The organism is Acinetobacter sp. CIP 102637, assembly GCF_000368425.1.
GTDB classification, from domain to species: Bacteria; Pseudomonadota; Gammaproteobacteria; order Pseudomonadales; family Moraxellaceae; genus Acinetobacter; species Acinetobacter parvus.
Map to the genome: position 1 here is coordinate 393,889 of NZ_KB849435.1, position 12,977 is coordinate 406,865.

Sequence of the window (12,977 nt, forward strand, 5' to 3'; positions counted from 1 at the left end):
GTTCAGGGCGACATACGCCATTTAGAAACACAAAGCGACAAATATCTAAACGGTCCATAAGTTCAGGGCGACATACGCCATTTAGAAAAGACTTTGGCAGGGCATAAATAAGGATTTGCAAGTTCAAGGCGACATACGCCATTTAGAAAACTAATAATCGCTGATGCTTCTTGTGCATCAGGTTCAAGGCGACATACGCCATTTAGAAAACTCACGACGTTCTTCGCATGATTTACAGACCGTTCAAGGCGACATACGCCATTTAGAAATTAAAAGCCTCACTAAGATTCTCAAACGAATTGTTCAAGGCGACATACGCCATTTAGAAAATACAAATCACCATATCAATTGTGGTTAGACAGTTCAGGGCGACATACGCCATTTAGAAAATTTATTGTGATGGTGCGGGGTTTTTATGCGGAGTTCAGGGCGACATACGCCATTTAGAAAATGCAAATGAAAGCAAATTATTCCGTGGCGAAGTTCAGGGCGACATACGCCATTTAGAAATGTTATCTCACAGTTTGGCGACCAGTGATAACGTTCAGGGCGACATACGCCATTTAGAAACACAAAAAGGACGGAAATTAACTATCTGAAGCGTTCAGGGCGACATACGCCATTTAGAAAGTATTCTTCAGCAAGATTACAATAGTGCTCATGTTCAGGGCGACATACGCCATTTAGAAATTATTTTTAAGACAGTCACCACAAACACCACGGTTCAGGGCGACATACGCCATTTAGAAATTCTCATTACAACAATTTTACCAACCATCCATGTTCAGGGCGACATACGCCATTTAGAAAAAGTGGGAAAAAGAAGTGGGTGCTCTCTTATCGTTCAGGGCGACATACGCCATTTAGAAATTAACAAAGTCTTTGCCGTTAATAACAACGTTGTTCAGGGCGACATACGCCATTTAGAAATTGTGGGTGAACACTATCATTTGCATCGTCCTGTTCAGGGCGACATACGCCATTTAGAAAAGCACTGGAAAGAACAACGTCAGAAACTTTTGGTTCATGGCGACATACGCCATTTAGAAATTGAATGGGTAGAAATGCCCACTGTGCTGCTGGTTCAGGGCGACATACGCCATTTAGAAAATTGGCCAAAGTACAACGGACGTTGCCTTTTTGTTCATGGCGACATACGCCATTTAGAAACACTATAAGTTTCGATTAATGCCTGGTCAATATCACGATTGAGAAGAAACCAAACCTTTAATTGAAGATGTTGATTTTCAAGCATTACTAGCGGATAAAGCATTTGATGCAGATTGGCTGATTCAAGAACTCAATGAACGTAAAGTGAAAGTGGTGATCCCACCCAAATCTAATCGAAAAGTAATGAGAGCATTTGATACGATTATGTATAAATGGCGTCATCTCATTGAAAACGATTTCTGTAAGTTAAAAGAATTTAAACGTATAGCGATGCGTAGTTGTAAAACAGATACGAGTTTTGAAGCCATGATGCAATTGTGCGCGAGTTTAATTAACTCTCGGTAATTCTCAACAGACACTAGTAAAGTTCGAGTTGAATATTCAAAATGATGGCGATGTTGCTGAATTTTTTGTTGAATGAATGGCACAAGATCATAAATGGGTTGCAGTTCGGCATTGCTCAATGCCACGATCAGGGCTGGTGAGTAAAGCCAATATCACACAAATTTTTTAGTCATAAACAAGCTGAATTGCTGAACCAAATTGAATGTTAAGCGGTTGCAGTACTTGTTGATACACTTGTGTTTGAGTAATTTCCTGTTCAGTAAAATGCTGGGAATCATGCATCCAGCCTTGAAAGGGGGCAGATACCGATTTTTTAAGCGGGGATCATCATCAATTTCCAGACGAATATTAGTCAATGCCACTTGATTAAGATGATCTGCATCGATGTTGAGACTGTGATGGATAGTAAAGGACAGGGCCTGTACCTCTAAATCCACTGCCAACAGTTGGGAAAGTTGTATATCAAAATGGTGATTTAAATGTTCCAGAAATATTAGCGAGTCATCAATATGCTGAACCTTGTCCAGAATTCCCCGTACTGCGCCTTGTTCGATGAGATTCATCTAAAAACCATTGATATATTAACAGAGTAACATTACTCATTTTATATAGTTTTTGTTTGGCTTAAATCAGGTAAATGGAGAAATGTAGTCTTTTTGTATCATTATCCGATGAAATGAGAGAAACAGTAGACTGTGCTTGAATCAAGGTAATGCAAAGGATAAGAAGAAAAGCAATTTTTATTGATATTGTAGCAAAAAATAGAATGATAAAATGATCGGTATAGATTCTGAATGTGATATTGACTAAAGTAGGAATGAAAAATTATATGTTGAACTGAGTAATTTATGCACGGCCTCTACCTGATTACCAATGATGATCCAATCCAATTATTACTAGAAAAACTACAGCTTGCGTTGGCAACAGGACATATTGCCATTTTGCAGTATCGTCGTAAAAAAATCGCAAAAGCCGATCAGCCGCTTGAAGTGGAGCAGATTAAGATCCTGTGTGAAAAATATCAGGTTCCATTTGTGATTAATGATGATTTATCGCTGGCAGAACAATTTGGTTTGGGTGTTCATCTCGGACAATCTGATGGCGAAATTATTGATGCGGCCGCATGTCTACCACAGGGGGCGATTATTGGGCGAACTTGCTTAAACAGCTTAGAACTAGCTGAAAAGGCAATTGCTGAAGGTGCAACTTATGTTGCATTTGGCGCAGTCTATGCCACTTCAACTAAACCTGAAGCAGGTAATGTTGGAGTTGAAGTCATTCAACAAGCAAAGCAGAAGTTTAAAGTACCAATATGTGCCATTGGTGGTTTGACCGTTGAAAATTCCCAAGTGGTCATTGAGGCAGGAGCAAGCCTTTGTGCGGTAATTAGTGATATATTAGGACGGTCAACAGCTGAAATTCCTGCTCGTGTAAATGCATGGGCAAAGTTATTTGCATAATTTTTTGCATCGTTTCGACATTTTATTCTTCGATTCTAGGTTGAGTCTTTTATGAGTTTATCTCCAAAGCAAGAACAGTTATTTAAACAAGCAAATAAACATATTCCAGGTGGGGTCAATTCACCTGTACGTGCATTTAACGGTGTTGGTGGTACGCCTGTCTTTATTGAAAAGGCAAAAGGGGCATACTTGTGGGATGTCGATGGCAAACGCTATGTAGATTATGTCGGTTCATGGGGACCAATGATTTTAGGTCACGCCCATCCTGATATTATTCTGGCGGTACAAACTGCAGCTGAGGATGGTTTAAGCTTTGGCGCACCAACAGTATATGAAACGACTTTGGCAGACACCATTTGCGAGATCATGCCAGCGATTGAATTGGTTCGTATGACCAGTTCAGGAACTGAAGCGACCATGACAGCGATTCGCCTGGCGCGTGGTTACACAGGTCGTGACAAGATTGTAAAATTTGAAGGCTGCTATCATGGCCATTCAGATTCGTTATTAGTTAAAGCAGGTTCAGGTTTACTTACTTTGGGTGAGGGTGAGCCGACATCTAAAGGGGTACCTGCCGATTTTGCCAAACATACTTTAACGCTACCATATAACAATATTGAAGCCTTGAAAGAATGTTTTGCCAAGTTTGGTCATGAGATTGCTGGGGTAATTATTGAACCAGTGGCAGGCAACATGAATCTGGTTACACCAATTAATGGATTTTTACAGGCCATTCGTGATGTCTGTGATGAATACAAATCCGTATTTATTATTGATGAAGTGATGACAGGTTTCCGTGTTGCTCTAGGCGGGGCACACACCCTGTATAATGTGAAGCCTGATCTGGTGACACTGGGTAAGATTATTGGTGCGGGGCTACCTGTGGGCGCATTTGGTGGTAAACGCGAAATCATGGAATGTATCGCACCTTTAGGCGGTGTTTATCAAGCAGGTACATTGTCAGGTAATCCATTGGCAATGCGTGCAGGGATTGCCATGTTCAAGCATCTTCGTGAACCTGAATTTTATGACAAGCTTTCGGCACAGTTAGCGAAATTGCTTGCAGGATTACAGACGGCGGCAGATGAGGCAGGCATTCCATTTAAAACCCAGCAGGTGGGTGGTATGTTCGGCCTTTATTTCACCGATCAAGAGGACATTACCAGCTTTGATTCGATGTTGGCCTGTGATGTTGAAGCATTTAAAAAATTCTTCCACGGTATGTTAAAGCGTGGTGTGTACCTTGCACCATCGGCTTTTGAGGCAGGTTTTATTTCTTCAGTACACTCTGATCAAGACATTGCAGAGACAATTCAAGCTGCAAAAGAAACATTTGCTGAAATGAAAGCTTCTGCGTAATTTCAGATATCAGGAAACACCATGACTATTGTTGTGGTGTTTTTTAGATATGGAATAAAAAATTAGAATTAAATCGATTTTTTCATTGTATTTCTAGTCTAAGCTTTTTATGATTGCCCGCTTGTTTTCATCCAGTCGTTGGAAGGCTACTTTGAGTGATTTTCTAAGTGAACATTTGATTCATCGTGATGAAGATTTTATGGTCATCCATAAACCCGCAGGGTTGCTGACGGTGCCAGGGAAAACACCTGATTTACAAGATTGCTTGATTAATCGTTTATTAAAACTAGAACCAAAAACTTTACTCATCCACCGTTTGGACCGTGATACTTCGGGCATATTGGTTTTTGGCCTATCCAGGTTTGGACAAAGCGCCATTTCCCGTCAATTTCAGGATCGTCAAACCGCAAAAATCTATCAGGCATTGGTTGCGGGCCATTTAGAGGGACAGGGCACCGTTGATATCCCTGTAATCTATGATCCAAGCCGCCCACCATTGCATATTGTGGATGATTCCCATCACAAACCAGCCTTAACAGAATGGCAGGCCATTGAACACTTCGATATTCAGGGACAAATGGTAACACGCGTTAAACTCATCCCGATTACAGGGCGTTCCCATCAGCTTCGTGTGCATATGCAATATTTAGGTCATCCAATTCTTGGTGACACCTTATATGCCACGCCAGAACAGCAGCAGCTTTATGACCGTTTGTGTTTACATGCAACGCAGTTAAGTTTTGCTCACCCGAAGACAGGGACACAACTCAGTTTTGACTGTCCCGTACCGTTTTAATTGCTAAAACTTTTTAATAAATCATGATGTGATGCACGCTATTAGATGGTGCTTTGTGTCAAAATACATGGTTGAAAACTACATAAAATACCTTAAACCCTATCAGGGCTACGGAATACAATATGTAGGCTAACTTGAGATAAAGGTGGAAAAATTGCAGCAGTTTGCTATTGGTCAACGTTGGTTATCAGATACAGAAACAGAACTCGGTTTAGGCGTTCTTATTGATGTAGATGAACGTTCTATCAGCATTTTATTCCCCAAAAGTGATGAAACCCGTGTCTATGCACGCAATAATGCGCCTTTATCCCGTATCATCTTCAATGTGAATGATGAAGTTCAGGATCAGGAAGGCATCAAGTGGATTGTTGAATCCATCGAAGACCGTCATGGCGTGCTCCGTTACGATGTGGTTCGCACTTTGGCAAATGGCGAACAGGAACGCAAGGCACTGAATGAAACCCGTATTGGTGCGCAAATCCAGTTGTCAAAACCTTTAGAACGTCTGTTGGCCAGTCAGGTCGATTATAAGGAATGGTATGACCTGCGTATTGAGGCCATGTTGTTGCAGGCTCAAATGCACACCAGCCCATTACGTGGTTTGCTCGGCGCACGTGTTGGCCTGATTCCACACCAACTTTATATCGCGCATGAGGTGGGTAAGCGCTTTGCGCCCCGTGTTCTTCTTGCGGATGAGGTTGGGCTTGGTAAAACCATTGAAGCGGGCCTGATCATTCACCAGCAACTCAAGACAGGCCGTTCAGAACGTATCCTGATTTTAGTGCCTGATTCATTGCAGTATCAATGGATGATTGAAATGCGTCGCCGTTTCAATTTGCAATTCTCCCTGTTTGATTTAACACGTACCGCTTCGATCAAAGAGCATGATCCAGACCTGAATCCATTCCTGACTGAGCAATGCATTATTGCCAGTGTCGATTTGATGGTTGACCATGATGATTTGCGTGAACAGGCTTTGGAAGCAGGTTTTGACTTGCTGGTGGTTGATGAAGCGCATCATTTGATGTGGAGTGAGGAAGAGGGCGGTAATGATCGTTATGATCTGGTTGAAGAACTGGCAGAACAAACGGCGGGTGTGTTGCTTCTCACTGCAACCCCAGAGCAACTGGGTGTAGAAAGTCATTTTGCCCGTTTACGCCTGCTTGATCCGCAACGTTTTAGCAGCCTTGACCGTTTCCTTGATGAGGAAGAGCAATACCAGCAAACTGCGAAAATTGCAGAAGTATTGATGTCAGATGATGCTTTAACAGAAGAGCATTTAGCTGCACTTGAGGGCTTGTTGGGTCATCGTATTGATGATCAGCCTGAACAACGTATGCGAGCGATTCATGAACTGTTGGATCGTCATGGTACAGGTCGTATCCTGTTCCGTAACACCCGTGAGGCGATTCAGGGCTTCCCAGGCCGTGATTGCCAGCCAGCACCACTACCAGCCCCAGAAAACTGGTCTTTTGACGGCAAAATGCGAGAACAAATGTGGCCTGAAGAGGGACAGCTCGATGGTTCTTGGATGGAAACCGATCCTCGTGTGCCGTGGTTGATGGAAGTACTGCGTAAAGATCTCAAGCACAAAAAAGTACTGTTGATCGCACGTAGTGGACCTGTAGTTGAAGCTTTAGAAAATGCCCTACGTTTACATGCGGGCATTCGTACAGCAATGTTCCATGAAGGCATGAGCTTATTAGAGCGTGACCAAGCTGCCGCATATTTTGCTGAAGATAGTTATGGTGCTCAGATTTTACTGTGCTCTGAAATTGGTTCAGAAGGGCGTAACTTCCAGTTTGCTAGTGATTTAATTTTATTTGATTTGCCTGCCAACCCTGATGTGCTGGAACAACGTATTGGCCGTCTGGACCGTATTGGCCAGGAAAACCGCATTCAAATTCACGTGCCATATTTGATCGGTACAGCGCAGGAGCGTATGTTCCGCTGGTATAACGAAGCACTGAATATTTTCAGCAATATTTCTCCAACTGCTCAAACGCTACAAGAGAACTTTATCGTTGAACTGAAAGACTGCTTATTGGCAGATCAAGGGCAAACCTTTGAAGACTTGCTTGAAGAAGTCAATGTACAGCGTCAGGCTCTGGAAGCAGAACTACAGGCAGGTCGTGACCGTTTGCTTGAGTACAATTCTTGTCGTCCAGTGGTGGCGCAGGGCATTGTACAGGCGCTTGAGGATTATGATGACAATACGACTTTACCAATGTTCGTAAAGCGTTTTATGTCATCGACCAATATTGACTTTGATGAGCAAAGCAATGGTACGGTCATCATCAAGCCAACCGACCAGATGCAGGTGCAGGGTTTAACTCTAGACGAAGAGGGTATGACCGCGACATTCTATCGTGATCAGGCGCAAATCCGTGAAGATGCACAATATCTGACACTGGAACATCCATTTATTGAAAGTGTCATGGAAATGATCCGTACACAGTCATTTGGCAGTACCAATGTGGCTTTGCTGAAATCAAATGCATTAAAGCAAGGTTCGCTGTTACTGGAAGTGTGGTTTAAGGTGGATGTGGTTGCACCAAAAGCCTTGAACCTGCCATCAAGCCTGCCAAAACAGTTGATTCGTGTGTTGCTGAGTGAAAATGGTCAGGACTTGTCTGCCAAGATTGATCCAGGCATTTTACGTCCATATTTGCATCATCTGGATGGCAATAGCTGTCGTCAGGTGGTGAAAGCACGCCGCAATGTAATTGAAGAGCGTTACGCACAAGCTTTAGATATTGCCAAAACCTCTTTGCCTGAATTGATGCAACAAGCGAAAGAGCACTACAGTAGTAAATGGCAATATGAAATTGACCGTTTAACTTATCTGAAGCAATTCAATCCAAGTATTCGCCAAGATGAAATTGAGCGTTTACAGAAATTCCAAAAAGAAGGTTTAGGACTACTTGATGGACTTTCTGTTACCCCAGAAGCGATTCAGGTGTTGGTGGTGGTCAAACCTTAAATCATCACCATGCAATAAAAAAACGAGGATCATTTGACCCTCGTTTTTCTATTGCTGAACAGAAATTACTTTTGTTCGATATTGGCTTCAAGGAACCATAAATATTGATCCAGGTCTTCCAGGGCAGCATGGATAATGTCTTCAGAAATCGGGTCCTGAATCTCATCAATCGTGTCACGTAAATGGTTTGCCACCACGCCATACCGATCGGCAAGTTCTTTTAAATGATCCTGTACCGCATGGATTTCCACAGGATACGGTTTTAAATGCGATGTTTGCGCTACGGTCTGGGTCGTTCCCAATGCGGTACCACCAATTTGTACCGCACGTTCAGCCACATTGTCCAGATGGGTAATCAACGAAGTACGGAACATATCCAGCATTTCATGCACGGCAATAAAGTTGCTACCACGCATATTCCAGTGGGCCTGCTTGGTGAGCAAGGACAAATCAATAAGATCTGCAAGTATTTGATTTAATATTTTGACCGTTGCTTCTTTAATGGAGTCATCTAAATTATTACGTGTATAAACTTTTAAAGCTTTCGCTGCTGAAGAACTCATAGTTACCTCATTTCAATTTTAATAAGCATGAAAATGGATCAAAACCATTTATTTCGATAACTATTTTACGCCGTTGAATACGCCTGAGTGTTTAGATTTTGACTGCTTTTGTATCAGTTTGAATACTGTGCGAAATACAAAGAAGGGAATGTGGGAAGAAATGTAAGTGGGTTGATTGAGTGTGGTACAAATAAGGGCTGCACCACACGGAAACATAAAACTAGAGCGGTTCTTCTGTTAAATGGCGGGCACCTGTCAGGATCATACGGATCATGAGCATGGTTTGTTCTGCGACTTCAATCCGTTGTTCAGCAGACAGGTCAATCACTTTCGCACCCATGTTAAACACCAGTTGGGTGATGGCTTTAGCGGCAATATCCGCATGGGGCATGTGACTGTTATTGTTGATCTGTTCCAGACGAATCAGGTCTTCGTGCAACTCTTGCTGGAAGAATGAAAGCTGGCGGTCTACAGCCTCTTTATAGGAAGTTGAACCCGTATAGCTTTCACGTAACAATAAGCCCAAATAACCTTCATCCGCATCCAGAAGCTGAATAAAAACTTCGACTGAACTGCGGATAATACTATGTTGCAATACCGCCTGTAGGCGTGCTTCACGAATGATTTTACGCAGTACCAAACCTGCCCGATCAATCAGAGCGATTGCGAGTTCATCAATGTCCCTAAAATGACGATAAAAACTATTGGGTGCAATGCCCGCCTCACGCGCGATCTCCCTTAAACTCAGGGAGGAGATGCTCTTTTGTGGGCCAATTAGGTTCAGGGTGGCTTGAAATAACTCTTCTTTGGTAATGGTGGCTTTTCGGCCAACTGAACGTACAGGAGATTTTATGGAAACAACATCCTGTTCATCTGTTGCTGGTTTGGGACTGGGTGTTAAAACAGAAGAATGAACCATCATTTTCAAAACATAAATAAGCTGCTTGGGATTATAGCGATTGTCGATGGGCTTGTGAAATGTAAATCAATCGGGGCTGCTTTCCACTGTGGGAAACAGGGAAAACTCCATTTCTGCAAGACACTGCCCTTGACTGCGCACTTTTCATTTTATGGTAAACATTTTGTAAAAAATCCTGTTTACAATTCTTTTTGAATAAATATACAAGTGTATATACAAATAAATATACATATGTATAATAATTAAGAAAACAATTAGAGTAACTGCGCATGCAAGCAATCGAAAAGAGGGCTTCCCTGTTTAACTCAATGGCTCAAAGCGTCATGAGCAGTCATGATGCCAATTTCTGGTTACAGAAAATCAACCCTTTATGGTCAATGAATCAACCTCTTGCCAAAGTCGTAAAAAAACAAATTGTGGCAAAGGATATGGTGAGCCTGATATTGCAATGTAACCGCCATGTGCAACGTGGTGTTGCAGGTCAGCATCATCCTGTGACGGTGGAAATTGCAGGTCGTCATTATGAAAGAACCTATAGCCTGATGCAGGTCGATGCAGACCATCTCTGCCTAACGGTGAAAAAAATTGATCAAGGTCTGGTCAGTTCTTGGTTGGTCGATCAAAGTCAAACAGGTAATATTCTGCGTTTGGGACAGCCTTATGGTGAAATGCAGCAGCAGGTTCAAACACCAAAGCTATTGTTACTTGCGGCAGGTAGTGGCATTACGCCAATGCTGAGCTTGATTGAGGCTTTCTGTCAGTCCAGACAGCTTAAAGCCATATCTGTGCAACTGATGTATTGGGTGAAAACGCATGAAGATGCGGCTTATGCTGAGTACCTAAAAGAAGTTGTTGAAAACTTTCCGAATTTTACTTATCAGATTTTTTATACACAGCAAGAGGATCAACGCTTAAACCAGTCTCACGTTAATCAACTTAAATCTTTAAATGAAACCACAGTTTATGCCTGCGGCCCATCAGGCTTTGTGGCAATGGCGGAAACATTGTTTAAGCATGCCGCCTCAATCCAGACCGAAGCTTTTGGTCTAAGCCAGTTTGATATAGATGCAACTGATACGGGTTTTATCAATGTCACATTGACACAATCCAACAAGACCATCGCCATTCCAAAAGGCCAGTCGATTCTAAGCAGTTTGGAACATCAGGGGATCAAGCCAAAGCATGGTTGCCGTATGGGAATCTGTAATAAGTGTGCCTGCACCAAAGCACAAGGCGCGACCAAAAACTTGCTCAATGGTTCAGCAAACCACGAGCCAAGCCAGTTACTCAAGATTTGCGTAAATTCAGCTCAATCTGATCTTGTGATTGATCTCTAAGAGAGAAATTGAATATGAATATGCCTGTAAAATATCAATTTTTTCAAAATCCTAAAAATCGTAATTTAACCGAAGCCGAACTGGCTGCTTTTGCCAGGGAACTGGATCAAATCAAGCAGGAGGTGCTGGACGATTTGGGCGAAAAAGATGCCAAATACATTCGCCGTGTTTATTCATCAGTCCGCTATAGTAGTTTCTTAGGTCGTACCTTGTTGTTTGCTGGATGGTTTCCGCCTGCATGGCTATTGGGTACAGGTTTACTTAGTTTTGCCAAAATCATGGAAAATATGGAATTGGGCCATAATGTCATGCATGGGCAGTATGACTGGATGAATGAACCTAAATTTAATGGTCTAACCTATGAGTGGGACACGGTTGGCACCTCGGATAACTGGCGTCAAACTCATAACTATAAGCACCATACCTATACCAATGTGAAAGGCATGGATGATGATGTGGGTTATGGTGTATTTCGTTTATTTCCCGAACAACGTTGGACAAAGTTTACTTTAATTCAACCGATTTATATTGTGCCATTCAGCTTACTATTCCAATGGGGAGTTGCGATTCAAAATCTTGAACTCGGCAAAGTGATTTATAAGCGTAAATCAATGGCGCAATTTAAACGAGAATGGCAACCAGCGCAGAAAAAAATAGCGAAGCAACTGTTTAAGGATTATGTATTTTTCCCATTGATTGCAGGGCCATCAGCCATTCCTGTGTTTACTGGAAATTTAGTTGCTAATGGTATTCGTAATATCTGGACATTCAGCATTATTTTTTGTGGTCACTTTACCAAAGATGCAGAAGTATTCCCAAAAACAGTGCTGCAAGATGAAAGTCGTGGGCATTGGTACATGCGCCAGATTCGTGGTTCATCCAATTTGACTGGCTCGGAAGCATTTCACATTTTGACGGGACATTTGAGTCATCAAATTGAGCACCACTTATTTCCTGATATCCCTGCACGCCGTTATCGCCAAATTGCACCGAAAGTTGAAGCGGTATGTAAAAAATATGGCTTAAATTACAACAATGCCAGCTTTGTCAAACAGTTTGGTGAAGTGGTCGGACGTATTTTTAAATATGCGCTGCCTTTTAAAAAGTGATTAGAGCATAAGGGCGAATTGTGTTCGCCCTTATGCTGAGGTCAGTTCAACTTTCGAATTATTTAAACTGAATCGACCCATTGGCGCTAACCGTGATTTTTGATTCACCCGCCGCCATGTCCTGTGCAGGTGCAGCTTCCGCCATCGCAAATTTTGCCATGCCACCCCGCATCATTGGTTGTGGGAAATAGTTGCTGGTATTTAGGTTTAAACTGACCAGATTATATTGGTTTTTATTCCATGCCTGAGTAATGGCTTGGGCACGTTGTTGAAAGTTTTTCGAGGCCTCAATCATCAACTCATTTTCAACTTTCTTGCGCTGTTCATCCGATACGGTGAAATTGATGGATTGGGTCTGGAAGCTTTGCTGCAACTCGCTAATCAACTGGCTTGCCGCCTTAAAGTCCTTGCTTTCAAGCTGAATTTCAGCACGGGCACGCCATTCCTTTAACTTGCTGCTGTCATTGTCATAAACAGGGTAGGTACTTTGCGCACCAGTTTCGACCTTGACCTGTGAATATTTACGCGAAATCGCCTGTGCCTGATTCATCAGTTGATTGATTTGATTCGAAAGCTCAGCAGGTTGCTTGTGGCTTTTCTCAATATAGAGAACTGCACGCATTTCGTCATTCGCAACTTGGCGTGCTGCATCTGCTTGGATATTCACAATATTATAGTTCAAGTTTTCAGTCTCATGAGCAAAAAGGCTTGGGCTAAGTGCAGCTCCGATCATTAATGTTGCAAGTGCTAAAGTACGCATAAAAAATTCCTTAAAATTTGGTATTAAACATTTATTTTTACAAGTCTGATATTAGAAACAACGGATGGCGAACTTTTGCATATTTTGTGGTGTCTTTGTAATGGATTAGGGAGGTTTTGCAACATAAAAATAAATAAAAACGATTAAAAAATAATGGATTATTTAAAAGTGTTTGA

General features: G+C 42.1%; 9 protein-coding genes, 1 pseudogene and 1 CRISPR repeat array. Of the genes and pseudogenes, 6 read left to right on the top strand and 4 right to left on the bottom strand.

The window, feature by feature from the left end; all coding sequences use genetic code 11:
* A CRISPR array of direct repeats spans positions 1-1,170; the repeat unit is 28 nt; unit sequence GTTCAGGGCGACATACGCCATTTAGAAA.
* A 353-nt stretch (positions 1,171-1,523) separates the two neighbouring features.
* Positions 1,524-2,078, bottom strand: a pseudogene (locus F967_RS04900) (helix-turn-helix transcriptional regulator); the annotation flags it as partial.
* A 285-nt stretch (positions 2,079-2,363) separates the two neighbouring features.
* On the opposite strand from F967_RS04900, the gene thiE reads away from it, so the two are divergent.
* From thiE to rapA, 4 genes are all read left to right on the top strand, one after another.
* On the top strand, positions 2,364-2,975 hold the full coding sequence (gene thiE / locus F967_RS04905; protein WP_004681344.1) for a thiamine phosphate synthase: 612 nt from the start codon (positions 2,364-2,366) through the stop codon (positions 2,973-2,975).
* A 51-nt stretch (positions 2,976-3,026) separates the two neighbouring features.
* Positions 3,027-4,334, top strand: a complete 1,308-nt coding sequence (gene hemL, locus F967_RS04910) for a glutamate-1-semialdehyde 2,1-aminomutase (RefSeq protein ID WP_004681343.1) — start codon at positions 3,027-3,029, stop codon at positions 4,332-4,334.
* Between the two features lie 151 nt (positions 4,335-4,485).
* Positions 4,486-5,130 carry an RluA family pseudouridine synthase gene (locus F967_RS04915; protein ID WP_010589397.1) on the top strand — a complete coding sequence of 215 codons (645 nt, stop codon included), beginning with the start codon at positions 4,486-4,488 and terminating at the stop codon, positions 5,128-5,130.
* A gap of 145 nt (positions 5,131-5,275) precedes the next feature.
* Positions 5,276-8,113, top strand: coding sequence for an RNA polymerase-associated protein RapA (gene rapA, locus F967_RS04920; protein ID WP_004798572.1), 2,838 nt, complete (start codon positions 5,276-5,278; stop codon positions 8,111-8,113).
* A 65-nt stretch (positions 8,114-8,178) separates the two neighbouring features.
* Here the strand turns inward: rapA and dps are convergent, their stop codons facing one another.
* Positions 8,179-8,676, bottom strand: a complete 498-nt coding sequence (dps, locus tag F967_RS04925) for a DNA starvation/stationary phase protection protein Dps (RefSeq protein ID WP_004755823.1) — start codon at positions 8,674-8,676, stop codon at positions 8,179-8,181.
* Between the two features lie 220 nt (positions 8,677-8,896).
* Positions 8,897-9,595, bottom strand: a complete 699-nt coding sequence (gene fabR / locus F967_RS04930; RefSeq protein ID WP_004759216.1) for an HTH-type transcriptional repressor FabR — start codon at positions 9,593-9,595, stop codon at positions 8,897-8,899.
* A 269-nt stretch (positions 9,596-9,864) separates the two neighbouring features.
* On the opposite strand from fabR, the gene F967_RS04935 reads away from it, so the two are divergent.
* Positions 9,865-10,932 carry a ferredoxin reductase gene (locus F967_RS04935; protein WP_004798575.1) on the top strand — a complete coding sequence of 356 codons (1,068 nt, stop codon included), beginning with the start codon at positions 9,865-9,867 and terminating at the stop codon, positions 10,930-10,932.
* A 14-nt stretch (positions 10,933-10,946) separates the two neighbouring features.
* Positions 10,947-12,041 (top strand): fatty acid desaturase family protein, encoded by a 1,095-nt coding sequence (locus F967_RS04940; protein WP_004798577.1) that lies wholly within the window; start codon positions 10,947-10,949, stop codon positions 12,039-12,041.
* 58 nt (positions 12,042-12,099) lie between these two features.
* On the opposite strand, the gene F967_RS04945 is transcribed toward F967_RS04940, so the two are convergent.
* On the bottom strand, positions 12,100-12,801 hold the full coding sequence (locus F967_RS04945; protein ID WP_004798579.1) for an SIMPL domain-containing protein: 702 nt from the start codon (positions 12,799-12,801) through the stop codon (positions 12,100-12,102).
* Between the last annotated feature and the right edge of the window lie 176 nt (positions 12,802-12,977).

What these genes read in the sequence shown, in the direction of transcription:
- thiE (WP_004681344.1), top strand. Translation starts at nt 2,364, where the DNA reads ATGCACGGCCTCTACCTGATTACCAATGATGATCCAATCCAATTATTA.
- hemL (WP_004681343.1), top strand. Translation starts at nt 3,027, where the DNA reads ATGAGTTTATCTCCAAAGCAAGAACAGTTATTTAAACAAGCAAATAAA.
- dps (WP_004755823.1), bottom strand. Translation starts at nt 8,676, where the DNA reads ATGAGTTCTTCAGCAGCGAAAGCTTTAAAAGTTTATACACGTAATAAT.
- fabR (WP_004759216.1), bottom strand. Translation starts at nt 9,595, where the DNA reads ATGGTTCATTCTTCTGTTTTAACACCCAGTCCCAAACCAGCAACAGAT.
- F967_RS04935 (WP_004798575.1), top strand. Translation starts at nt 9,865, where the DNA reads ATGCAAGCAATCGAAAAGAGGGCTTCCCTGTTTAACTCAATGGCTCAA.
- F967_RS04940 (WP_004798577.1), top strand. Translation starts at nt 10,947, where the DNA reads ATGAATATGCCTGTAAAATATCAATTTTTTCAAAATCCTAAAAATCGT.
- F967_RS04945 (WP_004798579.1), bottom strand. Translation starts at nt 12,801, where the DNA reads ATGCGTACTTTAGCACTTGCAACATTAATGATCGGAGCTGCACTTAGC.